General features: G+C 65.0%; 21 protein-coding genes and 1 pseudogene. 13 read left to right on the top strand and 9 right to left on the bottom strand.

Annotated features, from left to right (window positions below; genetic code table 11):
• Positions 1 to 12 precede the first annotated feature (12 nt).
• The 5 genes from RTI28_RS04165 to RTI28_RS04145 all read left to right on the top strand — a co-directional run bounded on the left by RTI28_RS04165 (position 13) and on the right by RTI28_RS04145 (position 5469).
• On the top strand, positions 13 to 654 hold the full coding sequence (locus RTI28_RS04165; RefSeq protein ID WP_316919262.1) for a tetratricopeptide repeat protein: 642 nt from the start codon (positions 13 to 15) through the stop codon (positions 652 to 654).
• Entirely contained in the window at positions 647 to 1798 is a 1152-nt protein-coding gene (gene bamB, locus RTI28_RS04160; protein ID WP_316919261.1) for an outer membrane protein assembly factor BamB, read from the top strand. Before RTI28_RS04165 ends, bamB begins: the two co-directional genes overlap by 8 nt.
• Positions 1799 to 1915: 117 nt before the next feature.
• Positions 1916 to 3382 carry a ribosome biogenesis GTPase Der gene (gene der, locus RTI28_RS04155; RefSeq protein WP_316919260.1) on the top strand — a complete coding sequence of 489 codons (1467 nt, stop codon included), beginning with the start codon at positions 1916 to 1918 and terminating at the stop codon, positions 3380 to 3382.
• 159 nt (positions 3383 to 3541) lie between these two features.
• A complete protein-coding gene (locus tag RTI28_RS04150; RefSeq protein ID WP_316919259.1) occupies positions 3542 to 4690 on the top strand; it encodes a pyridoxal phosphate-dependent aminotransferase in 1149 nt (382 codons plus the stop codon).
• Positions 4678 to 5469: an amidohydrolase gene (locus RTI28_RS04145; protein WP_316919258.1), complete on the top strand. Its 792-nt coding sequence runs from the start codon at positions 4678 to 4680 to the stop codon at positions 5467 to 5469. The genes RTI28_RS04150 and RTI28_RS04145 overlap by 13 nt, the downstream gene beginning before the upstream one ends.
• A 155-nt stretch (positions 5470 to 5624) precedes the next feature.
• Here RTI28_RS04145 and RTI28_RS04140 read toward each other — a convergent pair whose 3' ends face one another.
• Together RTI28_RS04140 and RTI28_RS04135 are read right to left on the bottom strand one after the other, a co-directional pair.
• A complete protein-coding gene (locus RTI28_RS04140) occupies positions 5625 to 8183 on the bottom strand; it encodes a sulfite reductase flavoprotein subunit alpha (protein WP_316919257.1) in 2559 nt (852 codons plus the stop codon).
• A gap of 106 nt (positions 8184 to 8289) precedes the next feature.
• On the bottom strand, positions 8290 to 10569 hold the full coding sequence (locus RTI28_RS04135) for a TonB-dependent siderophore receptor (protein ID WP_316919256.1): 2280 nt from the start codon (positions 10567 to 10569) through the stop codon (positions 8290 to 8292).
• 208 nt (positions 10570 to 10777) lie between these two features.
• Between RTI28_RS04135 and RTI28_RS04130 the strand changes: the two genes are divergently transcribed.
• Together RTI28_RS04130 and RTI28_RS04125 are read left to right on the top strand one after the other, a co-directional pair.
• A complete protein-coding gene (locus tag RTI28_RS04130) occupies positions 10778 to 11458 on the top strand; it encodes a Fe2+-dependent dioxygenase (RefSeq protein ID WP_042120824.1) in 681 nt (226 codons plus the stop codon).
• Between the two features lie 3 nt (positions 11459 to 11461).
• Positions 11462 to 12223: a tetratricopeptide repeat protein gene (locus tag RTI28_RS04125; RefSeq protein WP_316919255.1), complete on the top strand. Its 762-nt coding sequence runs from the start codon at positions 11462 to 11464 to the stop codon at positions 12221 to 12223.
• Between the two features lie 48 nt (positions 12224 to 12271).
• On the opposite strand, the gene RTI28_RS04120 is transcribed toward RTI28_RS04125, so the two are convergent.
• Entirely contained in the window at positions 12272 to 13435 is a 1164-nt protein-coding gene (locus tag RTI28_RS04120) for a type III PLP-dependent enzyme (protein WP_316919254.1), read from the bottom strand.
• 652 nt (positions 13436 to 14087) lie between these two features.
• Here RTI28_RS04120 and RTI28_RS04115 point away from each other — a divergent pair.
• From RTI28_RS04115 to RTI28_RS04105, 3 genes are all read left to right on the top strand, one after another.
• The gene (locus RTI28_RS04115; protein ID WP_316919253.1) at positions 14088 to 14576 is read left to right on the top strand and encodes an RNA polymerase sigma factor; all 489 of its coding nucleotides are present in this window, start codon (positions 14088 to 14090) and stop codon (positions 14574 to 14576) included.
• 17 nt (positions 14577 to 14593) lie between these two features.
• A complete protein-coding gene (locus RTI28_RS04110) occupies positions 14594 to 15565 on the top strand; it encodes a FecR family protein (protein WP_316919252.1) in 972 nt (323 codons plus the stop codon).
• Between the two features lie 108 nt (positions 15566 to 15673).
• Entirely contained in the window at positions 15674 to 18121 is a 2448-nt protein-coding gene (locus tag RTI28_RS04105) for a TonB-dependent siderophore receptor (protein WP_410478946.1), read from the top strand.
• Positions 18122 to 18289: 168 nt separating this feature from the next.
• Here RTI28_RS04105 and RTI28_RS04100 read toward each other — a convergent pair whose 3' ends face one another.
• The 4 genes from RTI28_RS04100 to RTI28_RS04085 are packed head-to-tail and all read right to left on the bottom strand — an operon-like array spanning position 18290 to position 21729.
• Positions 18290 to 19447: an ABC transporter ATP-binding protein gene (locus RTI28_RS04100; RefSeq protein ID WP_316919251.1), complete on the bottom strand. Its 1158-nt coding sequence runs from the start codon at positions 19445 to 19447 to the stop codon at positions 18290 to 18292.
• The gene (locus RTI28_RS04095; RefSeq protein ID WP_316919250.1) at positions 19444 to 20097 is read right to left on the bottom strand and encodes an ABC transporter permease; all 654 of its coding nucleotides are present in this window, start codon (positions 20095 to 20097) and stop codon (positions 19444 to 19446) included. Before RTI28_RS04095 ends, RTI28_RS04100 begins: the two co-directional genes overlap by 4 nt.
• Entirely contained in the window at positions 20094 to 21002 is a 909-nt protein-coding gene (locus RTI28_RS04090; protein ID WP_316919249.1) for a glycine betaine ABC transporter substrate-binding protein, read from the bottom strand. The genes RTI28_RS04095 and RTI28_RS04090 overlap by 4 nt, the downstream gene beginning before the upstream one ends.
• Positions 21003 to 21015: 13 nt before the next feature.
• The gene (locus tag RTI28_RS04085) at positions 21016 to 21729 is read right to left on the bottom strand and encodes an ABC transporter permease (RefSeq protein WP_316919248.1); all 714 of its coding nucleotides are present in this window, start codon (positions 21727 to 21729) and stop codon (positions 21016 to 21018) included.
• Positions 21730 to 22131: 402 nt separating this feature from the next.
• Between RTI28_RS04085 and RTI28_RS04080 the strand changes: the two genes are divergently transcribed.
• The 3 genes from RTI28_RS04080 to RTI28_RS04070 all read left to right on the top strand — a co-directional run bounded on the left by RTI28_RS04080 (position 22132) and on the right by RTI28_RS04070 (position 24504).
• Positions 22132 to 22500, top strand: a complete 369-nt coding sequence (locus tag RTI28_RS04080) for a type II toxin-antitoxin system RelE/ParE family toxin (protein WP_316919247.1) — start codon at positions 22132 to 22134, stop codon at positions 22498 to 22500.
• The gene (locus tag RTI28_RS04075; RefSeq protein WP_316919246.1) at positions 22484 to 22813 is read left to right on the top strand and encodes an XRE family transcriptional regulator; all 330 of its coding nucleotides are present in this window, start codon (positions 22484 to 22486) and stop codon (positions 22811 to 22813) included. Before RTI28_RS04080 ends, RTI28_RS04075 begins: the two co-directional genes overlap by 17 nt.
• A gap of 107 nt (positions 22814 to 22920) precedes the next feature.
• Positions 22921 to 24504: a peptide chain release factor 3 gene (locus RTI28_RS04070; RefSeq protein ID WP_316919245.1), complete on the top strand. Its 1584-nt coding sequence runs from the start codon at positions 22921 to 22923 to the stop codon at positions 24502 to 24504.
• Positions 24505 to 24648: 144 nt separating this feature from the next.
• Here RTI28_RS04070 and RTI28_RS04065 read toward each other — a convergent pair whose 3' ends face one another.
• Together RTI28_RS04065 and RTI28_RS04060 are read right to left on the bottom strand one after the other, a co-directional pair.
• A complete protein-coding gene (locus tag RTI28_RS04065) occupies positions 24649 to 26055 on the bottom strand; it encodes an FAD-dependent oxidoreductase (protein WP_316919244.1) in 1407 nt (468 codons plus the stop codon).
• A gap of 43 nt (positions 26056 to 26098) precedes the next feature.
• Positions 26099 to 26212 (bottom strand): annotated as a pseudogene (locus RTI28_RS04060) (DUF4440 domain-containing protein); the annotation flags it as partial.
• Between the last annotated feature and the right edge of the window lie 43 nt (positions 26213 to 26255).

Here is a 26255-nt window from a genome sequence, read left to right as displayed (position 1 = left end):
AGGAGTATTGGGGTGTCGAGTACCGATGATGAAACACTGGCCGCGGTCAAGGACTGGTGGGAGCGCAATGGCAAGCCACTGGTCACTGGCGGTCTGCTGGCCCTGGTGATCGTGTTTGGCTGGCAAGCCTGGCACAAGTACCAGAACAACCAGTCGCAAGGCGCCTCGAACCTCTATCAGGCCCTGCTGGAAACTTCGCTGACGCCGACCGGCACGCCGGACGCGGCCAAGGTCGCCGAACTGTCGGGCAAGCTCAAGAGCGAGTTCGGTGGTAGCGCCTACGCCCAGTACGGCAGCCTGTTCGTGGCCAAGGTCGCGGTGGACGGCGGCAAGCTGGACGATGCCGCTGCCGAGCTGAAGAGCATCTACGACAAGCCGGCCGACGCGACCCTGGGCGAAATCGCCCGTCAGCGCCTGGCCCGCGTGCTGGGCGCGCAGAACAAGGCCGACGAAGCCCTGAAGCTGCTCGACGGCGATGCCGACAAGGCGTTCGTTGCCTCCCGCGAGGAGCTCAAGGGCGACCTGCTGGTGCAACTGGGCCGTACCGCCGATGCCCATGCCGCATACGAAAAGGCCAAGGCCGCGCTGTCCGATGACGACGCGGTAGGTGGCCTGCAACTCAAGCTCGACGACCTGGCCAAAGGGGATGCCTGACGTGATCGGTTGGAAACATGCAGCAGTGCTGAGCCTGGCCATCCTGGCCGTGGGTTGCAGCAGCAACAGCAAGAAGGAACTGCCCCCGGCCGAGCTGACCAAGTTCACCGAAGAGGTGGTATTGCAGAAACAGTGGAGTCGTTCGATCGGTGACGGTCAGGGCGAAACCTTCAACATGCTGGTTCCGGCGATCGAGAACGACCGTATCTACGCATCCGACGTCACCGGCGTGGTGATGGCCCTGGATCGCATGAACGGCGACGTGATCTGGAAGAAGGACCTGGAGCTGCCGGTTTCCGGCGCGGTCGGTGTCGGCTACGGCATGGTCCTGCTGGGCACCCTCAAGGGCGAAGTGATCGCCCTGGATTCCAGCACCGGCGAGAAGAAATGGTCGGCCCGCGTGACCAGCGAAGTGCTGGCCCCGCCCGCGACCAACGGCGACATCGTCGTGGTGCAGACCCAGGATGACCGGGTGATCGGTCTCGACGCCGCCACCGGCGACCGTCGCTGGATCTACGACAGCACCCCGGCGGTCCTGACCCTGCGCGGCACCGGTGCGCCGGTAGTGACCAACGCACTGGCGGTCGCTGGCCTGTCCAGCGGCAAGGTGGTCGCCCTGGATACCCGCAACGGCGTGCCGGTGTGGGAGCAGCGTGTCGCGATTCCGCAAGGTCGTTCGGAGCTGGACCGCGTGGTCGACATCGACGGCGGCCTGCTGCTGTCGGCTGGCACCCTGTACGTCTCGACGTACCAGGGCCGCGTCGCCGGCCTCGACCTGGAAAGCGGTCGTGTCCTCTGGCAGCGCGATGCCTCCAGCTACACCGGCGTGGCCCAGGGCTTCGGCAACGTGTATGTGAGCGGGGCCTCGGGCACCGTCGAAGGGATCGACGAGCGTTCGTCCTCGGCGCTGTGGAGCAACGACCAACTGGCTCGCCGTCAACTGTCGGCGCCGGAAGTGTTCTCCAGCTACGTGGCGGTCGGTGACCTGGAAGGTTACCTGCACCTGCTGAGCCAGGTGGACGGCCGCTTCGTCGGCCGTGAGCGTATCGACAGCGACGGCCTGCGCGCCCGTCCGCTGGTCGATGGCAACATGATCTACGTGTATGGCAACAGCGGTACCCTCGAGGCGCTGACCATCAAGTAAGTCTATGCTTGGGGCCTTCGGGCCCCGGGCCGCGACGTCGTGAGACGACGCCCCAAACTCCGGCCGCTGCCCCGCAGCGGCCTTTGTATTTTCTGAATTTACGCAATGGAGAGCCGCATGGTTCCCGTAATCGCCCTGGTGGGTCGCCCGAACGTCGGCAAGTCCACCATGTTCAACCGCCTGACCAAGACCCGCGATGCCATCGTCGGCGACCTCTCGGGCCTGACCCGTGACCGCCAGTACGGCGAAGCGCGCTGGCAGGGCCGTTCCTACATCCTGATCGACACCGGCGGTATCACCGGTGACGAGGCGGGCATGGACGAGAAGATGGCCGAGCAATCGCTGATGGCCATCGAAGAAGCCGACTACGTGCTGTTCCTGGTGGACGCCCGCGCCGGCCTGACCGCCGCCGACCAGATGATCGCCGAGCACCTGCGCAAGCGGAACAAACAGTCGTTCCTGGTGGCGAACAAGATCGACAACATCGATCCGGACACCGCCCGCGCCGAATTCGCCCCGATGGGCATGGGCAACGCGATCCCGGTGGCCGGCTCGCAAGGCCGTGGCATCAATTCGCTGATGGAAATCGTCCTCGGTGACGTACCGCGCGACCAGGAAGAAGAGTCCCTCGACGAAAACGTCGCCGAAGGCGAGGAAGCCACGCGCATCCCCGGCCCGAGCGAAAAGGACGGCATCAAGATCGCCATCATCGGCCGGCCGAACGTCGGCAAGTCGACCCTGGTCAACCGCATGCTCGGTGAAGAGCGCGTGGTGGTCTACGACCAGCCCGGCACCACCCGCGACAGCATCTACATTCCGTTCGAGCGCAACGACGAGAAGTACACCCTGATCGACACCGCCGGGGTGCGCAAGCGCGGCAAGATCCACGAGGAAGTCGAGAAGTTCTCGGTGGTGAAGACCCTGCAGGCGATCAAGGACGCCAACGTGGTGATCTTCGTCATGGATGCCCGCGAAGGCGTGGTCGACCATGACCTCAACCTGCTGGGCTTCGCCCTCGAGGCCGGCCGTGCCATCGTCATCGCCCTGAACAAGTGGGACGGCATGCAGCCGGGCGAGCGCGACTACGTGAAGACCGAGCTGGAGCGCCGGCTGTTCTTCGTCGACTTCGCCGACATCCACTTCATCTCCGCACTGCACGGCACCGGCGTCGGCAACCTGTACCAGTCGGTGCAGAACTCCTTCAAGTCGGCGGTCACCCGCTGGCCGACCAGCCGCCTGACCCAGATCCTCGAGGACGCGGTCAGCGAGCACCAGCCGCCGATGGTCAACGGTCGCCGCATCAAGCTGCGCTATGCCCACCTCGGTGGTGCCAACCCGCCGATCATCGTGATCCACGGCAACCAGGTGGAGAAGGTCCCGCGTTCCTACTCGCGTTACCTGGAAAACACCTACCGCCGCGTGCTCAAGCTGGTCGGTACGCCGATCCGCATCGAGTACAAGGGCAGCGACAACCCGTTCGAGGGCAACAAGAACACCCTCACCGACCGCCAGGTCAACAAGAAGCGCCGGTTGATGTCGCACCACAAGAAAGCCGAGAAGAAGCGCAAGGACAAGCGCAAGTAAGCGCGTCGCGGCGCAGGGCCAGCCCCTGCGCCGCACGCCTTGTTGATCCCGGTCAGCGCCCTCCGCCGGCCGCGTGTTACAACCTTTTTCCTGCCCCGTCGATCCGCTATGCTCGGTGGTCTACCGCGCGTGGGCCGGGTCCGCAGGAAAGAGGGCTTCATGATCAGCAGCAAGCTGCCGAATGTCGGCACGACCATCTTCACCACCATGTCTCAGCTCGCCGTACAGACCGGCGCGTTGAACCTGTCCCAGGGGTTCCCCGACTTCAATGGCCCGCAGGCCCTGCTCGATGCGGTGGGGCGGCATGTGAGCGCCGGGCACAACCAGTATTCGCCGATGACCGGGCTGCCGGCGCTGCGCCAGCAGGTGGCGGCGAAGATCGCCCGTCACTACGGCGTCAGTGTCGATGCCGATCATGAAGTGACCATCGTTCCGGGCGCCACCGAGGGCATCTTCTGTGCCATCCAGGCGGTGATCCGCGCCGGCGACGAAGTGATCGTCTTCGACCCCAGCTACGACAGCTACGAGCCTTCCGTGGAACTGGCCGGTGGCCGCTGCGTGCATGTGCAGCTGGACCCGGTCGACTTCAGCATCGACTGGCAGAAGTTCAGCGATGCCCTGAGTGCGAAGACGCGCATGGTCATCATCAACTCGCCGCACAACCCCAGCGGCGCGTTGATCACCCGCGCCGACCTGGACCAGCTGGCGGCGCTGATCGCCGAGCGCGATATCTACCTGATCAGCGACGAGGTCTACGAGCACCTGGTGTTCGACGGCGTCACCCACGCCAGCGTGCTGAGCTATGCAGCGCTGTATCAGCGCGCCTTCGTGGTCAGCTCGTTCGGCAAGACCTACCACGTCACCGGCTGGAAGACCGGCTATGTGATCGCGCCGCCGGCCCTGAGCGCCGAGCTGCGCAAGGTCCACCAGTACGTCAACTTCTGCGGGGTGACCCCCTTGCAGTGGGCGCTGGCCGACTTCATGGCCAGTCATCCCGAGCATATCGACGAGCTGCCGGCCTTCTACCAGGCCAAGCGCGATCTGTTCTGCGACCTGCTGGCGCCGTCGCGCTTCCAGTTCCGTCGCTCGGCCGGCACCTACTTCCAGTTGGTCGACTATTCGGCGATCCGCCCAGACCTGAACGACGTCGACATGGCCCTGTGGCTGACCCGCGAGCACGGTGTGGCGACCATTCCGGTGTCGGTGTTCTACCAGCAGCCCATTCCCGAACAGCGCCTGGTGCGCCTGTGTTTCGCCAAACGCGAGGAGACGCTGCGCGAGGCAGCGGAAAAACTATGCGCGATCTGAGCAGCCTGCCCAACCTGAGCCTTGCCCTGGTCCAGACCAGCCTGATCTGGCAGGACCGCCAGGCCAACTACGAGCACTTCGAAAGCCTGCTCGACCAGGCCCGCGGCGCCGACCTGGTGATCCTGCCGGAGATGTTCACCACTGGCTTCTCCATGGAATCCGAGCGTCTGGCCGAACCGGAGAACGGTCCGACCTATGCCTGGCTCAAGGCCCAGGCCAAGCGGATCGACGCGGTGATCACCGGTAGCGTGATCATCCAGGCCGCCGACGGCAGCCATCGCAACCGCCTGCTCTGGGCGCGTCCGGACGGCGAGATCCTGCATTACGACAAGCGCCACCTGTTCCGCATGGCCGGCGAGCACAAGCACTACACCCCGGGCGAGCGCCAGGTACAGTTCGAGCTCAAGGGCTGGCGGGTGCGTCCGCTGATCTGCTACGACCTGCGTTTCCCGGTGTGGAGCCGTGATGCCCAGGACACCGACCTGCTGCTGTACACCGCCAACTGGCCGGCGGCGCGGCGCCAGCACTGGAACCGCCTGCTGCCGGCGCGGGGGATCGAGAACCTGTGCTACGTGGCGGCGGTGAACCGGGTGGGCACCGATGGCAAGGGCTTTGCCTACACCGGCGACAGCCAGGTCCTGGACTTCCAGGGCGAAAGCCTGCTGAGCGCGGGGGAGGCGGACGGGGTGTTTACCGTGGTGCTGAAAGCGGCGGAGCTGGCGGCCTACCGGACGAAGTTCCCGGCCAACCTGGATGCCGATAGTTTCGAATTGCACTGATGTGATTGCGGCGTGACCGGGTTGTAGGAGCTGGCTTGTCGTGTGACGAACCACTGCGAAGGACCGCGTCAGCGGTCCCTGATAGCGGTGAGGTCTGGGACCGCTGGCGCGGTCCTTCGCGGGCAAGCCACGCTCCTACAGGAGTCAGGCGGCGGTCAATACACATCCCGCCGATAACGCCCGTCCTCGATCAACTGCTCGACCTTCGCCCGGCCCAGCAGCTCGTCGAGCGCGGCATCCACACCCCCGGCCATGCCCTGCAGGCTGCCGCAGACATAGATCGACGCCCCCTGGTTCAACCAGTGCAGCAGCTTGCCCGCCTGCTCGCGCAGCAGGTCCTGGACATACACCTTGTCCGCCTGGTCCCGCGAGAACGCCAGATCCAGGCGCGCCAGGTCGCCGCTGTCCAGCCAGCCCTGCAATTCATCAGCACAGAGGAAGTCCTGCTGGCGATTGCGTTCGCCGAACAGCAGCCAGTTGCGCTGTTCGCCGCTGGCGATACGCGCCTTGAGCAGACTGCGCAGCCCGGCCAGGCCGGTGCCGTTGCCGATCAGGATCATCGGCGCCGGTTCCGTCGGCAGATGGAAGCCGCTGTTGCGACGCAGGCGCAGGCTCAGTGTGCCGCCAATCGCCAGGTGTTCGGTCAGCCAGCCCGAGCCAAGGCCGAGCGATCCGTCCGGATGCCGCTCCTGGCGCACGATCAGTTCCAGCACGCCATCGGCGGCGATCGAGGCGATGGAGTACTCGCGGGCATCCAGCGCAATCAGCGCATCCACCAGCGCCTGGGCGTGCAGGCCGACCAGATGCTCGCGGCTGACCGGCAACTGGCGGCTGGCCAGGGCCACGGACAACGGCTCCCGCAGGCCGTCCACCTGCACCGGCGTGGTGGCATCCAGGCCGAGGCCCTTGAGGAACTGCTCGATCCGCTGCGGCGCCTGGCGCGGCAGGATCTCCACCAGGTCACCGGCATCCCATTGCGCCGGCGACGGCGGAGTCAGGCCAAGGAGGAACACCGGCTGACCCTGGCTGCCAGGGTTGAGCAGGTCGCGACGCGCCAGGGTCCAGGCCTCGAAGGTCGGTGCCTGCCAGGCCGGCACCGTGCTGCTGCCACTCAGTTCGGCCAACTGCTGCTGCCAGCGCTGCAGCGCCAGCGGGTCGGCGCTATCCACCTCCACCGGGGCGAACCGGGCGCGGGCGCCACGCTCGCCGAGCCAGGCGTCGAGGCGGCGGGCGAAGCCGCAGAAATGCGGGTACTGGCGATCGCCGAGGGCGAGCAGGGCGTAGTCCAGGTCACCCAGGGCCCACGGCTGGCCGAGCACCTTGCGCTCGAAACCGCGGGCACTGTCGGGCGCTTCACCGTCGCCGAAGGTACTGACCACGAACAGCGCACGCTGGCTCTGGCGCAAGTCCTCTTCGCTCAGGCTGGCCAGCGACTGCACCCGCACCGGCAGCCCGGCGGCCTGCAATTGCCCGGCACTCTGCCAGGCCAGTTGCTCGGCGAAACCGCTCTGGCTGGCGAAGCCCACCAGCCAGCCATTCTGTTGGTCGGCAGACGGCTTCAGACCGCCGCGCGCGGCGCGGACCTGGCGCTTCTTGCGCCGGCGATCGAGGTACAGCAGCCAGCCGGTGACGAAGAACAACGGCATGGTCAGGCTGGCCAGGGTGACGATGATCCGTCCCGGCAGGCCGAAGTAGCTGCCCACATGCAGCGCGTAGACGCTGGTCAGCAACTGCGCCTTGAACGACTTGTCGGTGTACACCTCCTGACGCTTCACCTGGCCGTTGGCCGGATCGATGGTCAGGCTGTTGAGGGCGCGCTCGTGGGCGGCATCGTCGAGCAGATAGAACAGCGTCGCCGGCTGGCCACCGACCGGCGGCAGACGCAGGTTGTAAGCGGCGAGGCCCGGCCCCGCGGCTTTCTGCAGGCTGGCCCAGATGGCGTCGTAGTCGACCACCAGCGCCGGCGCGTTCGGATCGGCCTTGGGCGGGCCGCCACGTCCGCCGCGACCCTCGCCGCGTTTCTGTTCCTGGCCGGCGGCCGGTTTGTCCGCCAGCAGCTTGTTGAGACCTGCGCGATACCACTCGTAGGACCAGAACAGCCCGGTCAGGGCGAACAGCAGATAGAACAGCAGGCACCAGGTGCCGAACACCGCATGCAGGTCCCAGTTGAAGGCGCGGCCTTTCTTGGCCCAGTCGAGGGTCAGCCAGGCGCGCCAGTTCAGTGCCTGGCGCGGCCAGCGCAGGTACAGGCCGGAGAGGCAGAAGAACACCAGCAGCAGGGTGCAGGCGCCGGTGATCTGCCGGCCGATATCGCCAATGGCGAGGAAGCGGTGCAGGTTAAGCATCAGGTTGAAGAAGCCGAGACCGGCGACATCGCCCTGGAACTCGCCGGTATAGGGATCGACATAGCGCAGCTGGCCGCGGCGCTCCCCCGGTGGCGGGGTGAAGAACACGCGGGCGGCGGCGTCGCTGTGGGTCTCGACCCAGAGCATGGCGACCTTCTTGCCCTCGCTCGCCTCGACCCGCCGCACCAGTTCGGCCGGCGGCAGCACGCCGCTGTCGCGGACCTGGACCTTGAGCACCTGCGGGTTGATCACCCGGAGAATCTCGTCCTGGAACGAATAGGCCGCCCCGGTGATGCCCATCAGTGCAAGCACCAGGCCGGCCGTGATGCCGAAGAACCAGTGCAGTTGGAACAACGTCTTTTTCACCACAGCGACCACCTAGTCGTTACAGGGAATGCGAATTGATTCGCCTATTATGCCTTGATACACAAAAGCCCCGCTCACTTGAGTGAGCGGGGCTGGACCGTCAGCGACCTCAGAAGTGGAAGCTGGTGGTCAGCAGGGCGGTGCGGCCCGCGGCCTGGTTGGCGAAGTGGGCGGCGTAGGCCTTGTCGTAGTAGACCTCGTCGGTCAGGTTCTGCACGTTGAGCTGCAGGTCGACATTCTTCGTCAGCTTGTAGCTGGCCATGGCGTCGTAGCGCACGTAGGACGGCACGTAGACGGTGTTGTTGACGTCACCCCAGACATCGTCGACATAGAACGCGCCACCACCCAGGGTCAGCTTGTCGGTCACGTCGTAGGTGGTCCACAGGCTGAAGCTGTGCTTCGGCGTGTTCGGCAGTTCGTTGCCCTTGGCCGGGTTCGGACCTGCGGTCACCACGCCGCTGCGGCCAGCCAGGCCCGGGTCCACGGCTTCGCTCTTGAGGTAGCTGTAGCCGGCGAAGACCTGCCATTTGTCGGTGAGCTTGCCGCTGGCACCCAGTTCGATACCGTCGACGCGGGTGGTGCCGGCGTTCTGGTAGGTGTTGTTGGACACCAGGATGCGGGTGTTTTCCTTCTCGGTGCGGAAGATCGCCGCGGTCAGGGCGACACGGTTGTGGAACACGTCCCACTTGGTGCCGATCTCGTAGTTCTTGGTGGTTTCCGGTTCGAGGTCGCTGACCAGGGTGCTGTTGCCCGCGGTCAGCGGGTTAGGCTCGGCGCCGTCGACCAGGCCGCCCGGCGGGGTGGCCGAGGTGGCGAAGGAGGTATAGATGCTGCCGTTCTCGGCCGGCTTCCACACCAGGCCCGCTTGCCAGCTCCAGAAGTGGCTGTTGTTGCTGGCCTTGCCGGTGGTGCTGCTCTTGGCGGTGGTGTCGAAGGCGTCGTAGCGGGTGCCGAGGTTCAACTGCCATTGCGGGTCCAGCTCGATGGTGTCGAAGGCATAGGCCGCGCGGGTGGTGGAGTCGGTGTTGGTGACGCTGGCGTAGTTGCGCTTGACGCTGCCGGTCCACGGATCGTTCGGGTTCGGGTTCGCCAGCGAGGTGCAATACGGACGGGTACCCGGGTTGCAGGTCAGTTTGCTGTTCGGGGTGACCACGTAGCTGCTGGTCATGGTGTCTTCCTGGGTGAACTCGAGACCGGTCGAGTAGCTGTGCTTGAAGCCCAGCGCCTGGAATTCACCGAACAGGTCGGTCTGGTTGGTGGTGGTGGCGGTGTTGCTGATCCGCGTATTGGCCCGGCGCCATACGGTGCCGTACTGGCTGACGTTGTGGGCGCTGTCGTCGGGTTGGGTCAGCACGTAGTCCTGGCCGGTGTTGCCATGGCGCAGGGTGTTCTTCAGGGTCATCGAGTCGTTGATGTCGTGCTCGATGCTGATGGTGCTGATGTCCGCGCGGGTCTTGCGGAAGTCGCGGCCCTTCAGGCCATAGAAGTTGCTGCTGTCGCCGCCGTCGTCCGGTTTGTCGTGGACGTGTGGCGCGGTGGCGCCGGCCAGCTTGTAGCCATAGGGGATGCCCGAGTCCGGCAGGTCGTCGCTTTCCAGGTGGTAGTAGTTCAGGTTGACCCGGGTCGGCGTGCCGAGGCCGAAGGTCACCGACGGTGCCACGCCCCAGCGGTCGTAGTCGATCGCGTCGCGTCCGGCCACGTTCTGCTCGTGGCTCATCAGGTTCAGGCGGAACGCCGCGGTGTCGAGGAACTGGCGGTTGACGTCGAGGGTGTAGCGACGGGTCTGGTCGGAGCCGTAGGTGAAGGCGCCGTTGGTGAAGTCGGCCTGTTTCGGCGCCTTGCTCACCAGGTTGAGGCTGCCGCCGGCGGCGCCGCGCCCGTTGATGGCCGAGTTCGGGCCCTTGCTGACCTCGATGGATTCCACGGCGAAGATTTCCCGGGTCTGCGCGCCGGTATCGCGCACGCCGTCGATCGAGGTGTCGCCCTGCGCGTCGAAGCCGCGGATGAACGGACGGTCACCCTGCGGGTTGCCGCCTTCGCCGGCACCGAAGGTGATGCCCGGTACGGTCCGCAGGGCGTCCTGCAGCGAGACGGCGCCGGTGTCCTTGAGGACCTGCTGCGGAATCACCGTGACCGAGCGCGGCGTGTCCACCAGCGGCGCGGTGTACTTCTGCGAAGAAGCCTTTTCCACCTTGTAGTCGGTACTGGCCTGTTCGGCCTGGCCGGTGACGCTGGTGGCGTCGAGGGCGATCGAACCGTCCTGGCTGGCAGGCGCTGGCTCGGCGGCCCAGGCCATGTGCGCGGCGGACGTTGCGGTGAGCGCGACACCGATGGCGGATGCGAGCAAGCGCGGTGAACTGACAGTGGCTGGTACGAATTGACGCGACATCAGGTGGACCCCCTCCCAAGGTTTCGAGGGGGCGGAATATAAGAGCAAGTGATTGACAGTCACAATTGAGAAAGACTGGCATTTACATTCTTTACACCTTTGTCAGGGAATTTTGTCGCGGATCAATGTCCGCCCCTCGGATGGGGCTTGTGGCTACTGGATAAGAATCAATACCATTGGCATCTTTTCCATCAGGTGCCAGATCGCCATGCTTTTACACATTCCCGGCCTGTTCAACCGCGAGGAAGTGCTGCGCATCCGCGAGGCACTCGAGAAGACCGATTGGGCCGACGGCAAGATCACCGCGGGCTACCAGTCGGCCAAGGCCAAGCACAACCTGCAGTTGCCGGAGGCCCATCCGCTGGCCAAGGAAATCGGCACGGCGATGCTCGAGCGGCTGTGGAGCAACCCGCGCTTCATGTCCGCGGCGCTGCCGCACAAGGTGTTTCCGCCGCTGATCAACTGCTATCGCGAAGGCGGCAGCTTCGGCTTCCATATCGACAATGCCGTGCGCCAGCCGCGCGGCAGCGTGGAGCGGGTGCGTACCGACCTGTCCTCGACCCTGTTCTTCAGCGACCCGGAGGACTACGACGGCGGCGAGCTGGAAATCCAGGACACCTATGGCATGCAGCGGGTCAAGCTGGCGGCCGGGGACCTGGTGCTGTATCCGGGCACCAGCCTGCATCGGGTCAACCCGGTGACTCGTGGCGCGCGCTATGCGGCGTTCTTCTGGACGCAGAGCCTGGTCCGCGAGGACAGCCAGCGCGCCCTGCTGTTCGAGATGGACAACGCGATCCAGCAACTGACCGCCGACGTGCCGGAGCATCCGTCCCTGCTGCAGCTTACCGGCACCTATCACAACCTGCTGCGGCGCTGGGTCGAGGTCTGAGGCATGACGTTTCAGTTGCGGCGCGAGGAGGTGGTGGGTTCCGACGAGTTGGGGCAGATGCTCGAACAGAGTCCGGCGAAGGCGGCCCAGGCCTTGTTGATGGCATCGGCCGAGGGCGTGGTCGAGGCCCAGGCCTTGCTGGGGCAGATTCTCCTGGATGGGCGCGGCATCGAACAGGATCCGGCCCTGGCCCGGCGCTGGTTCGGCATTGCCGCGCAGCAGGGCAGCGCGATGGCGCACAACATGCTCGGACGTTGCCTGGAGCATGGCTGGGGCGGTGCCGAGGACGTGGTCCAGGCCGCGCTGCATTACCGCCATGCGGCCAATGCCGGGCTGGACTGGGGCATCTACAACCTGGCCAACCTGCTGGCGACCGGACGTGGCGTGGCCCAGGACCATCAGCTGGCGCTGGCCTGCTATCGCCGCGCGGCGCAGATGGGCCATGCCAAGTCGATGAACCTGCTCGGGCGCTATCTGGAGGAGGGCCGGCACTGCCAGGCCGACCTGCCGGCGGCGCGACAGTGGTATCGGCGTTCGGCCGAGGGCGGCGATTTTCGCGGTCAGTTCAGCCATGCGGCGATGCTGGCGGGGCAGGGGCAGCTCGATGAAGCGCTGCTGTGGCTGCAGCGGGCGCTGGAAGGCGGCAACGCGAATTTCCTGCGGGTAGCCGGGCCGGCGCTGGAGCAGGCGTCGCAGGCGGAGGTCAGGGCGATGGCGGGGGCTTATCGGGCTCGTCTCACCGAATTGGAGACGCTACCCCTGTAGGAGCGTGGTTCGTCACACGACAAGCCAGCTCCTACAAGGGAGTGGATGTTACAGGTAGTACGCCTTCAGCGGCGGGAAGCCGTTGAATTCGACGGCGCTGTAGCTGGTGGTGTAGGCACCGGTGGACAGCCAGTACAGGCGGTCGCCGATCGCCAGGTTCAGCGGCAGGCCGTACTTGTAGTGCTCGTACATGATGTCGGCGCTGTCGCAGGTCGGGCCGGCGATCACGACTTCTTCGGTTTCGCCTTTCTTCTCGGTCCAGATCGGGAACTTGATGGACTCGTCCATGGTTTCGATCAGGCCGGAGAACTTGCCCACGTCGGTGTAGATCCAGCGCTCGACGGCGGTACGCGATTTGCGCGCGACCAGTACCACTTCGCTGACCAGGATACCGGCGTTGGCGATCAGCGAACGGCCCGGCTCGAGGATGATTTCCGGCAGGTCGTCGCCGAAGTCTTCCTTGAGGAAGCGGATGATCTCTTCGGCGTAGGTTTCCAGGCTGTTGGTACGGGTGATGTAGTTGGCCGGGAAGCCGCCACCCATGTTGATCAGCTTCAGTTCGATGCCGTCTTCTTCTTTCAGGCGCTCGAAGATCACCTTGACCTTGGCGATCGCGGCGTCCCACACGGAGATGTCACGCTGCTGCGAGCCGACGTGGAAGGAGATGCCGTACGGCACCAGGCCCAGGTCACGGGCAAGGATCAGCAGGTCCATGGCCATGTCGGTCTGGCAGCCGAACTTGCGCGACAGCGGCCAGTCGGCGGTGGTGGAGCCTTCGGTGAGGATGCGCACGTAGACTTTCGAGCCCGGCGCGGCCTTGGCGATGTTGCGCAGGTCGGCTTCCGAGTCGGTGGCATACAGGCGCACGCCCTTCTCGTAGAAGTAGCGGATGTCCTTGGACTTCTTGATGGTGTTGCCGTAGCTGATGCGGTCGGCGCTGACGCCACGGCCCAGGACCTTGTCCAGCTCGTAGATCGAGGCGATGTCGAAGCTCGAACCCTTTTCCTTCAGCAGGTCGATGATTTCGACTGCTGGGTTGGCCTTGACCGCGTAGTAGACCTTGGCGAATTCGAAGCCGGCGCGCAGGTCGTCGTAGGCCTGGCTGATCATCTGGGTGTCGATGAGTACGAACGGGGTTTCTTGCTTGTCGGCGAACGCCTTCATTTTCTGGAAGGTTTCGCGCGCGAAGTAGTCTTCGACCTGAATCGACATACCGGGGGACTCCATGGGCAAACTGAATAAATAAGTGGCTGCAACTGAACGCCCTCCGTATCCCCACTTTGGTTCGCCTACTTCCCAAGGCATGTCGCCGAAAGCAAAAAGGTCAACCGCGCGCGATAACTTGCTCCACGGGTGACCTTGCTGTCTCGTCGTCAGTACTTGAGCCGGATGGATCGTTTCCAGCATGGACGTTCGGCGCGAACTTTAGGACCTGAGGGGTTCAAGATCAACTAAAAATGTCGCGTTTTCGTACTCCTCGGCGGTGCGTTGTCGGCTTGTTTCCTTCATAACCGACTCAGGTGACAGCCATATGTTCCCGAGAATCGTCGCTGCGTAAAGAATTGTGGAATAGCTGGCGATTTGCCGATGTTCGCCGAAGTTGTTCCGCAGCTGTTTCATTCGCCGAGTTTCGCCACCAAGTGTCTTTGATTGAATCAAAGTGACCATTTGTCGTAACCCGCCGGTCATCCCTGTGCCGGGTCCGACTGTTCATATTTATGGCCACCCGTTGCAGCGATAGCCGAGGTGAAAAAAATTAGCCCGCACACCTCCGATCGGACGAAGTGACGAGATATTTGCCGCTCTTAATAAGAAACATTACTATTCGCGCACCTTCTCTCCGCCTGACGATGACCTCCACACCGTGTCTCGACACAAAGGCTTCCTCGACCACTACCACGAGCTGATCGGCACCTGGACGCGCAAGCTGCGCAGTCGCCAGCAGGCCGAGGATCTGGCGCACGATGCCTTTGTCCGGGTGCTGGAAAGCGAACAGGCCGGCGTCGAGCAGCCGCGCGCCTACCTGCACCAGACCGCGCGCAACATCGCCGTCGACGGTTACCGCCGCGAGGATCGCCGCCAGTTGCTCGAACAGCAGGCCGTGGACCTCGGCCCGGTGCCGGGCGACGACCCGGAGGCGTTCATGAATGCGTTGCAACTGGCCGACAGCGTCGAGCGCGCGCTGGCCGAGCTGCCACTGAACTGTCGCAAGGTGTTCGTCTGGCAGAAGCTCGAGGGGCTGACCCAGGCGGAGATCGCCGAACGCATGGGATTGACCAAGAACATGGTCGAAAAGTATATGATCCGCACGCTCCGTCATCTGCGTGAGCACCTGGATGTGTCGACGAGATGAGTCAGGCGAATGTATTCATGAATCAGGGCGCGAGTTCCGGGCCGCACGAGGCCGCGCGCGAGCAGGCGGCCGAATGGTTCGCCCGGGTCCAGGATGCGCCGCTGGCGCCCGAGCAGCAGACGCGCTTCGAGGTTTGGCTGGCCGCGGATCCCCTTCATCGCGACGAATACGAGCTGCTGGCGCGACTGTGGCGGGCCAGCGATCTGCTGTCGCCCGAGCGCCTGGAAAAACTCTGCGTCGCCGACCCGGTGCGCGCCCTGCCGCGCCGTCGCTTCCTCCGCCAGGCCCTCGCGGCCGGTATGGCCGCCGCCGCGCTGGGCCTGGGCTGGTTCGGCTGGCAGCAGCAGCGCCTCGATTATTCCGAACAACTGCAGACCGCCCTTGGCGAACGGCGCCAGGTGGAGTTGCCCGACGGCACGCACCTGGAGATCAACGGCCGTACCCGCCTGGAGGTGCGTTTCAGCGCCGGGCAGCGGGATGTACGCCTGGAGCAAGGCGAAGTGATGTTCAGCGTCGCCCACGACAGTGCCCGGCCCTTCGTGGTGGATGCCGGCAATGGCACGGTCACCGTGACCGGCACCCGCTTCGACGTCCGCCGCGATGCAGCGCAGACCCGCGTCGCGGTGGAGCAGGGTTCGGTGCGGGTACAGGGCCAGGGCGGGTCGCAGGCCCTGCTGAGCGCCGGCCTCGGTGCCCATATCGATGCCCGGGGCAAGGTCGCCGCGCCCTATGCGGTGGACGCCGCCGCGCTCACCGCCTGGCGCTCCGGCAAGCTGGTGTTCAACGACGCCGCGCTGGCGCAGGTGGCCGAAGAAGTCTCGCGCTACCGCCAGCAGCCCTTGAAAGTGGCGCCAAAAGTCGCTGGCCTGCGCCTGAGCAGCACCTTCCGCGTCGACGATACGGACGCTCTGCTGCGTGCCTTGCCGAGCATCCTGCCGGTCACCGTGGTGGCCCATGCCGATGGCTCCCGGGAAATAATCGCGAAATAGATTCAGGTATTTTTCGAGTTGTTCGTCTTCCTGTCCGACTTGTAATTGCCAAGCATTTTCATTCGCAGGCAGTTGATCCCGATCCGCCCCTCAGGACCTCTCGAAGACGTGAACAACAACAAGCTTTCCCCGCGTTCCGCCGGCCGCTCGCGCTGGCTGCCACTGGCCCTGGCCCTGGCGGTCAGCGCCAGCATCGGCACCAGCTACGCCGATTCGACCCCGACCAGCATCCAGATCCAGGCCCAGTCGCTGGCCACGGCGCTGAATCAGTTGGGCCAGCAGACTTCGCTGCAGTTGTTCTTCAGCCCCGCGCTGGTGGCCGGCAAGCAGGCGCCGGCGGTGTCCGGCAGCTTGTCGCCGGAGCAGGCGCTGCAGGCGTTGCTGCAAGGCAGCGGGCTGACCTACGAGATTTCCCAGGGCACTGTGGTCCTGCATCCGGCCCAGGCCGACACCCAGGCCGCCAGCGGCACCCTGGAGCTGGCGCCTACCGATGTCAGCATGGTCGGCGACTGGCTCGGCGACGCCGAGGAGCGCGTGGTGCAGAACCACCCCGGTGCGCGTACCGTGGTCCGCCGCGAGGCGATGATCGAGCAGGGCGCGATGAACGTGCGCGACGTGCTCAAGGGCATTCCCGGGGTGCAGGTGCAGGACTCCAACGGCACCGGCGGCAGCGACCTGTCGCTCAACGTCGGCGTGCGCGGCCTGACCTCGCGCCTGTCGCCGCGCTCCACCGTGCTGATCGACGGCATTCCCGCGGCGTTCGCGCCGTACGGTCAACCGCAGCTGTCGATGGCGCCGATTTCGTCCGGCAACCTCGACAGCATCGACGTGGTCCGCGGCGCGGGCTCCGTGCGTTACGGGCCGCAGAACGTCGGTGGGGTGATCAACTTCGTCACCCGCGCCATTCCGCAGGAAGCCACCGGCGAGGTCGCCACGACCCTGGAAACGTCCCGTCACGGCGGCTGGAAACACATCGAGTCGGCCTTCATCGGCGGCACCGCCGACAACGGCCTGGGCGCGGCACTGCTGTACTCCGGGGTCAATGGCCACGGCTACCGCAGCAGCAACAATGACAACGACATCGACGACGTGCTGCTCAAGACCCACTGGGCCGTCACCGAGCAGGACGAGCTGTCGCTGAACTTCCACTACTACGACGGCAAGGCCGACATGCCCGGCGGCCTGACCCAGGCGCAGTTCGACGCCGACCCGTACCAGTCCGACCGCGACTACGACAGCTTCAGTGGCCGGCGCAAGGACGTGTCGCTGAAGTACCTGCGGCAGATCGACGACGTCACCCAGTTCGAAGTGCTGACCTACTACACCGACAGCTTCCGCGGCAGCACCATCGCCGCCCGCGACCAGAAGACCCTCAGTTCCTTCCCGCGCAGCTACCACACCTTCGCCGTGGAGCCGCGGGTCTCGCGGATCTTCTTCACCGGCCCCGCGACCCAGGAAGTCAGCGTCGGCTATCGCTACCTGAAGGAAGCCATGCACGAGCAGTCCAGCCGACTGGCCCTGGTCAACAATGTGCCGACCATCACCCCGACGTCCGACGGCCACGTGTTTCAGGACCGCACCGGCGGCACCGAGGCCAGCGCCTACTACATCGACGACAAGATCGACGTCGGCAACTGGACCATCACCCCGGGCGTGCGCTTCGAGCACATCAACACCGACTGGCATGAGCGCGCGGTGCGTGGCACCAACGGCGTGCGCGTGCAGGAGAAGAACCGCAGCGTGACCAGCAACGAACCGCTGCCGGCGCTGAGCGTGATGTACCACTTGTCCGATGCCTGGAAGCTGTTCGCCAACTACGAAACGTCGTTCGGCAGCCTGCAGTACTTCCAGTTGGGCCAGGGTGGCACCGGCGACGCGACCGCCAACGGCCTGGAGGCGGAAAAGGCCAAGACCTACGAGATCGGTACCCGCTACAACGACGGCACCTGGGGTGGCGAACTGACCGCGTTCTACATCGACTTCGACGACGAACTGCAGTACATCAGCAACGACATCGGCTGGACCAACCTCGGCGCGACCAAGCACCAGGGCATCGAGGCGTCGGTGCACTACGACCTGTCGGGGCTGGACCCGCGCCTGGATGGCCTGAGCGCCAATGCCGGGTTCACCTACACCCGTGCCACCTACGAAGGCGAGATCCCCGGCTTCAAGAGCCGCGACCTGCCGTTCTACTCGCGTCAGGTGGTCAATGCCGGGCTGCGTTACCAGGTGGACCGCTGGACCTGGAACCTGGATGCCTTCGCCCAATCGAAACAGCGCGCGCCGGGTACCGGGATGAATACCGATGGCAGCTTCAACGGCAACTACATCACCACACCGAGCGCCGATGGGCAGTACGGCGACATTCCCGGCTACGTGACCTGGAGTGCCCGCGGCGGGTATGACTTCGGCAAGGAACTGTCGAACCTGAAGCTGGGGGTGGGGGTGAAGAACATCTTCGACAAGCAGTACTACACCCGTTCCAGCGACAACAACTCGGGGATCTACCTGGGCGAGCCGCGGACCTTCTATGTGCAGGCCAGTGTAGGGTTCTGACCCAGGCTGGCGCGCTCCCCGTAGGCGCGTGGCATGCCTGCGAAGGACTTGTAGGAGCTGGCTTGCCTGCGAAGGACCGCGCAGCGGTCCCATTAGCGCTGAAATCCGGGACCGCTACGCGGTCCTTCGCGGGCAAGCCACGCTCCTACCGGGGGAGAGGAGCGCCGTTTACGACTCCGCTGTCTCGGCCGGCGACACGATGCTGGTCTTGCCCCCTCGCGAGCGCCCCGAACTCAGGTACGCCGCAATCGATTCCTGGGTCACCTCGCCCAGGAACACCTGCTGCCCATCCAGCACCGGCAACCACGCCCGATTGAACTCGTACATCCGCGACAACAGGATGCGCAGGTGCTCGTCATGGGCCGCCGTGGCATTGAACTCGCGCAGGAAATCGGCACAGGTACCCTGCTGGCGATGCAGGTCACGCCGCCGCACATAACCCAGCGCGCAGTTGTCGTCATCGGTCACCACCACATACTTGCGGTCGTGCTCGTCCATCAGTTCCAGGGCGTCCGCCACCGCCATCCCGGGACTCGCCGACGGCGCGTTGTCCGCCGCATCCTCCGCACGCACCAGCAGCAGGCGCTTGAGGGTGCTGTCCTGGCCGACGAAATTGCTGACGAACTCATCCGCCGGATGCGCCAGCAGGGTGTCCGGATGGTCCAGCTGGACCAGCTTGCCGGCGCGGAAGATGGCGATCTTGTCGCCCAGCTTGAGCGCCTCGTCGATGTCATGGCTGACCATGATCACCGTCTTGTTCAGCGCCCGCTGCATCTCGAAGAACTCGTTCTGGATCATCTCGCGGTTGATCGGGTCGACCGCGCCGAACGGCTCGTCCATCAGCAGCAACGGGGCCTCGGCGGCGAGCGCGCGGATCACCCCGATGCGCTGCTGCTGGCCGCCGGACAGCTCGCGCGGGTAGCGCTGCAGGTACTGCTTGGGCTCCAGGCGGATCATGCTCATCAGTTCGCGGGCACGCTCGTGGCATTTCTGTTTGTCCCAGCCGAGCAGCCGTGGAACCACGGTGATGTTTTCCTCGATGGTCATGTTGGGGAACAGGCCGATCTGCTGGATCACGTAGCCGATGCGCCGGCGCAGAGTCGTTTCGTCGAGGCCGGTGGTGTCCTCGCCGTTGATCAGCACCTTGCCCGAGGTCGGTTCGATCAGGCGGTTGATCATCTTCAGCGTGGTGCTTTTGCCGCAGCCGGACGGGCCGAGGAACACGCAGATCTCGCCTTCGTTGACGGTCAGGCTGACCGCGTCGACTGCCTTGACCTCCTTGCCGTTACTTTGGAAGGTTTTCGAGAGGTTCTGGAGTTCGATCATTTGAGCAGTCCTTCTGGAGTCAGCGAACGTTGCAGGGCTTGCAGCAGCAGGTCGGCGAGGATGGCCAGGAGGCTCACCAGCACGGCGCCGACCAGCAGCATCGACATGTCGCTGCGGCTGATGGAGGTCAGGATGAGTACGCCGAGACCGCCGGCGCCGATGGTGGCGGCGATGGTCATCACGCCGATGTTCATCACCACGGCGGTACGCACCCCGGCGAGGATCACCGGTACGGCGATCGGCAGTTCGACCATGCGCAGGCGCTGGCCGAAGGTCATGCCGATGCCGCGGGCGGCTTCACGGATGCCCGGCTCGACGCTGGTCAGGGCCAGGTAGGTGTTGCGCATGATCGGCACCAGGGAATAGAGGAACACCGCGGTGATCGCCGGCAGCGGACCGAGGCCCTGGCCGAACTTCGAGTAGAACGGCAGGAGCAGGCCGAACAGGGCGATCGACGGCACCGTCAGCAGCACCGTGGCGCTGGCCTGCAAGGGGCCGGCGAGGCTGGGGAAGCGGGTCATGAGGATGCCCAGCGGCACACCGACGAGGATCGCCAGGCCGACCGCGATGCCCACCAGGGTGATGTGCTGGCCGGTCAGTTGCAGTACTTGCGCCCAGTCGAGGTGGGCGAAGGTCTCCAGCAGGTTCATTGCCCACCTCCTTGCAGGGGATGCTCGCGCAGGAAGTCGTCGGCCACCTGGCCCGGACTCTGGTGTTCGACGTCGACCCTGGCGTTGAGCCGGCGCATAGTCTCGTCGTCCAGCTGGTCGGCCAGTGGCTTGAGCAGGGTTGCCAGTTGGGGGTGGGCGTCGAGCACGGCCTTGCGCACCACGGGCGCTGCCGTGTAGTCGGGGAAGTAGTGGCGGTCGTCTTCCAGCAGCTTGAGGTCGAAGGCGCTGAGGCGGCCGTCGGTGGTGTAGACCAGGCCGCTGAACACCTGGCCGTTGCGCAGCGCGGTGTAGACCAGGCCGGCGTCCATCTGGCGGATGTCCTTGCGGGTGAACTGCAGGTCGTAGGTCTCGGTGAGGCCGGCGAGGCCGTCCGGGCGGTTGGCGAACTCGGTGTCGAGGGCGAGGACGTGGGGCTTGCCCGCTTCGTCGCGCAGCACCTGGTTGAGCTGGCTGATGCTGTTCACCTGTGGGTACTGCTCGGCCACCGAGCGCGGCAGGGCCAGGGCATAAGTGTTGCTGAAGCGCGATGGCGCGAGCCAGACCAGGCCCTTCTGCGCGTCCAGTTGCTTGACTCGTGCATAGGTGGCCGCGGCGCTGGGCAGGCGTTCGTCGATATGGTTGTAGGAGACCAGCGAGACGCCGGTGTATTCCCAGACCATGTCGAGCTGGCCGCTTTCCTGGGCACTGCGCGCCAGGTTGCTGCCCAGCCCGCCGGTGATGCGCACGTCGAAGCCGTGCTGGCGCAGGTAGCGCGCGGTGATTTCGGCGAGCACCGTCTGCTCGGTGAAGACCCGCGCGCCAATGCGGATCAGCGGTTTGTCGGCGGCCTGGGCAAATCCGGCGAACAGCAGGGCCGCGCCCAGGAACAAGGCGATTCTTTTCATGAGGGTCCCTCGGTCAGTGGGTCAGGCCGCGTTCCAGCCAGCGGCGACTGCACTGGCTGACCAGCGCATCGAGCAGCAACGCCAGGGCTGCGGTACAGGCCGCGCCCAGCAGCAGTTGCGGCTGGTTGTTCAGGGCGATGCCGGGGAAGATCAGGCTGCCCAGGCTGTTGGCGCCGATCAGGAACGACAGCGGCGCGGTGCCGACGTTGATCGCCAGGGCCACGCGCACACCGCCGACGATGATCGGCACGGCGTTCGGCAGTTCGACCTGGTACAGCGTCTGGCGCGGGGTCATGCCGATGCCGGTGGCGGCTTCCTTGAGCGAGGCGGGGACGTTCTTCAGGCCTTCGTAGGTGTTGCGCACGATGGGCAGCAGCGAGGCGAGGAACAGCGCGAAGATCGCGGGGCCGGCGCCGATGCCAAGGATGCTCAGGGCGATGGCGAGGACGGCGAGGGGTGGAACGGTGTTGCCGATGTTGAAGACCTGCATGAAGCGTTCGGCGCGGTCGATCCGCTGCGGTCGACTCAGGGCGATGCCGGCGGGGATGCCCACGGCGAGCGCCGCCACCATCGACAGCAGCACCAGCATCAGGTGCGCCTGCAGGTAGAACCACAGATCGGCGCGGTAGTGCGCGATCGTATCGATGCCGATCCAGTGGACCAGCAGGGCCAGGATGACGAGCGCGGCGGCCCATCCCATCAGCCCCTTGCCATAGCGTACAGCCATAGGCGCGGACTCCTTTTTCATCGTCGGCGCAGCGACGCCCGCGGGGGTCGCCATTCCGGGCGACGGGCAGTCGTTGCGCGAGTAGCAGCGCGCTTCTTGGGCGCGCCATGAGCGAAACCTCGTCAGGCTCGTGTTGTCGGTGAAACATCCCCCGACCAGCGGTCGCCAGGTTGGCATGGACAGGGGAATGGACGTCTCCGTTGCGCTAAAGGTTCCCATCTGAGGCGGCATTTGGCCAGTGTTCATCCCTGGGGTGTAGGAAAATTCGCGCGAGAAAGCAGCGTGATTCTGTCCGGCGGGCGTTGAAACGCCTGCTATTGGGCCGTTAGTCGCGAGGGCAGCATTTACCTCCGTACTTCTTGCGAATAGTCGCTTGAGGGAATATTCCTTCGGAGGTATTTTATGGCGTGGTCGATCAGATTTTGTACGGAGTTCCTTGGAGAGTTCGATGGCTTCGACAAGTCGGTCAAAAAGTCGCTCTTGGGGCGCTTGAGATTGCTGGAACAGATGGGACCGAGTCTGGGCCGGCCGCAGGTCGATACTTTGAAGGGCTCGGTTTACTCGAACATGAAGGAGCTGAGGTTCAGGGTCGATGACGGTGTCTGGCGCGTTGCTTTCGCGTTCGACCCTTCAAGATGTGCCGTCATGCTGGTCGCTGGCGACAAGGTGGGAGTCGATCAGGGCCGGTTCTATCGAAGTCTGGTCAAGCGTGCGGATGAGCGCTTTATCATGCATCTGATGAGAGGAAAGGATGATGTCCAAGACACTTGATGAAGTGATTGACAGCCTGCCCGCGGATTTTCGTGCGGAGGTTGAAGAGTACGGGCAGGAATTGATCCGCGAGGAAATGACTATTCAGGCGTTGCGTCGCGAGTTGGGGATTACCCAGGAATGCCTGGCGGAACAGATGGAGATCGGGCAGGCGAACGTTTCCAAGGTTGAAAAGCGAAGCGATATGTTGATTTCAACGCTTCGCAATTATGTGGAAGCGTTAGGAGGGCGGCTGGAGGTAATCGTCAACATTCCCGGCCGCAGGCCCGTGACGCTGGAAGGCTTTGGAAGCCAGCACGAAAAGGTCGACTAACACATTCGTGTCTATTGCTCAGCAAATGCGGGGACCCGATTTTGGTCCCCGCCCAACTTCAGGTATGATACCGCCCCTTTTTTCAATCCCCAGTCAGGCGATTTCCCATGACCCACCAGGCCGCCGAAGTCGCGAAGCGCCGCACTTTCGCAATCATTTCCCACCCCGACGCCGGTAAGACCACCATCACCGAGAAGCTCCTGCTGATGGGCAAGGCGATCGCCGTCGCCGGTACGGTGAAGTCGCGCAAGTCCGACCGCCATGCCACTTCCGACTGGATGGAAATGGAGAAGCAGCGTGGTATCTCCATCACCACCTCGGTGATGCAGTTCCCCTACCGCGAGCACATGGTCAACCTGCTCGACACCCCGGGCCACGAAGACTTCTCTGAAGACACCTACCGCACCCTGACCGCGGTGGACTCGGCGCTGATGGTGCTCGACGGTGGTAAGGGCGTAGAGCCGCGGACCATCGCCCTGATGGACGTCTGCCGCCTGCGCGATACGCCGATCGTCAGCTTCATCAACAAACTCGACCGTGATATCCGCGACCCGATCGAACTGCTCGACGAGATCGAGGCGGTGCTGAAGATCAAGGCCGCGCCGATCACCTGGCCGATTGGCTGCTACAAGGACTTCAAGGGTGTCTATCACCTGTCCCAGGACTACATCGTGGTCTACACCCCGGGCCACGGTCACGAGCGCACCGAAGCCAAGATCATCGAGAAGCTGGATTCCGACGAGGCCCGCGCGCACCTGGGCGACCAGTACGACAGTTTCGTCGAGCAGCTCGAACTGGTGCAGGGCGCCTGCCACGAGTTCAACCAGGACGAGTTCCTCAACGGCCAGCTGACCCCGGTGTTCTTCGGTACCGCGCTGGGCAACTTCGGTGTCGATCACGTCCTTGACGCCGTGGTCGACTGGGCGCCGCGTCCGCTGGCCCGGGTCGCTCACGAGCGTACCGTGGAGCCGGTGGAAGAGAAGTTCAGCGGCTTCGTGTTCAAGATCCAGGCGAACATGGACCCCAAGCACCGCGACCGCATCGCCTTCATGCGCATCTGCTCGGGCAGGTACGAGAAGGGCATGAAAATGCGCCATGTGCGTACCGGCAAGGACCTGCGCATCGGCGACGCGCTGACCTTCTTCTCCTCCGAGCGTGAGCAGTTGGAAGAGGCCTGGGCCGGCGACATCATCGGCCTGCACAACCACGGCACCATCCAGATCGGCGACACCTTCACCGAAGGCGAGAGCCTGGGCTTCACCGGTATCCCGCACTTTGCTCCGGAGCTGTTCCGCCGCGTGCGCCTGAAGGATCCGCTGAAATCCAAGCAACTGCGCCAGGGCCTGCAGCAGTTGGCGGAAGAGGGCGCGACCCAGGTGTTCTTCCCCGAGCGCAGCAACGACATCATCCTCGGCGCCGTCGGTGTGCTGCAGTTCGATGTGGTCGCCAGCCGCCTGAAAGAGGAATACAAGGTCGAGTGCGCCTACGAGCCGATCACCGTGTGGTCGGCGCGCTGGATTGCCTGCGATGACAAGAAGAAGCTGGAAGACTTCAAGACCAAGGCGATGGAAAACCTCGCGGTGGATGGCGGTGGTCACCTGACCTACCTGGCACCGACCCGGGTCAACCTGTCGCTGATGGAAGAGCGTTGGCCGGATGTGAAATTCCGCGCTACTCGCGAGCATCACTAAGCTCGCTTTCTCGCTGCAGGAGCTGGCTTGCCTGCGAAGGACCGTCGCAGGCAAGCCAGCTCCTGCATTGGTCACCATGTCGAACCACGGCGCGCCTTCCCTGGGAATCGAATAGCCAGCAGGCGGGTTCCTCCTGGTCCGGATTCAATTCATGAAGCCCTGCATGAAGTCCGCCAGCCCGCTGGCCATGCGCCGGCGCCAGGGTGGGCTGGCGGGGCTGGCGAGGGTGCGGTCCTCGAAGACGAAGCTCTGGATGATGGCGTTGTAGCCCAGCCAGCGGCACGGCTCCGGCGGCCAGCTGGCGAGGCTGGACAGCGGCCGGTTGTCGTGGACCCAGGGCTGGGCGGTGAGGGCGTTGTGCTGGCCGAGGAGCAGCGCGGCGAGGGTGCGTCCACCGAGGTTGGTGGCGCCGACGCCTTCGCCGCCGTAGCCGCCGGACAGGGCGATACCGCGCTGGCGGTCGCAGAGCATGTGTGGGCGGAAGCGCCGTGCCATGCCCAGGTTGCCGCCCCAGGAATGGGTGATGCGCACATTCTTCAATTGCGGAAACAGCTCGCCGAACAGGTAGCGACGCAGATCGACTTCGCCGGGCGTGAGGCTGAAGTCCTCGCGCAGGCGCCCGCCGAAGCGATAGCCGCCACGGGCGCCGAACATCAGGCGGTTGTCGCGGGTGCGCTGGCCATAGGTGACCTGACGGCTGTTCTCGCTGAACGCCTGGCCTTCCTTCAGGCCGATCTCGTCCCACACCGAATCCTCCAGCGGCTCGGTGGCCACCAGCAGGCTCTGCACCGGCAACTGATGCTTGCCCAGCGGCGGCAGGCTGGCGGCGTACCCCTCCACGGCGGGTACCACCCAGTGGCTGCGGATCGTCGCTTGCGAGGTGCGGACCTGGCCGGGACGCCAGTCGATGGCCGGGGTGTTCTCGTAGATCGGCACGCCGAGGCGTTCCACCGCCCGGGCCAGGCCACGGGCCAGTTTCGCCGGCTGGAGGGTCGCGGTATGCGGGCTGAAGATCGCGCCGTAGGCATTGCTGACCCGCAGCTGGCCCTCCAGTTCTTCGGGGCGCAGCCAGCGATAGTCGTCGGCGTTCATGCCCTGGCGGTAGAGGTCGTCGAGCCAGCCGCGCAGGCTTCTTTCCTGCTCCGGGTAGCGCGCCGCGCAATACAGCACGCCGCCCTTGCGGTAGTCGCAGTCGATGCCTTCGCGGTCCAGCACGCGGCGGACTTCATCGGGGATGTCGTGGAGCAGGTCGATGCTGGCCCGGCGTTGCTGCGGGGAGAGGCTGGCGAGCAGGCGATCGTCGCCGAGCAGGTTGCCCATCAGCCAGCCGCCGTTGCGTCCGGACGCGCCGAAGCCGGCGAACTTCGCCTCGATGATGGCGATGTTCAGCTGTGGCGCCTGCTGCTTGAGGTAGTAGGCGGTCCACAGCCCCGTGTAGCCGGCGCCGATGATGCACACATCGACGTCGAGGTCCCGGTCCAGGGCCGGGCGCGGTTCGAGCGGCTCGTCGAGCTGGTCCATCCAGAGGCTGATCGTGCGCCAGGCGTGCATCGGGTAGTGCTCCACATCCGCGAAAGGTCTGGCGTCGATCCTAGTCGAGGTAGGGCCGCTGGCGCTGGAAATAGTGTTCCAGGTCCTGGGCCATGGTGCTCAACTGGCGCGGTGACAGGCCCAGGCGGCTGGTGGCCGGGCGCGGGTCGCTGCTGGCGCCGGCGCGGTGCACATTCAAGGCAACGTGCATAACACCCTGA

The sequence above is a fragment of the Pseudomonas sp. zfem002 genome, assembly GCF_032621685.1.
GTDB classification, from domain to species: Bacteria; Pseudomonadota; Gammaproteobacteria; order Pseudomonadales; family Pseudomonadaceae; genus Aquipseudomonas; species Aquipseudomonas japonica.
This window is presented reverse-complemented; position numbering and strand designations above follow the sequence as displayed.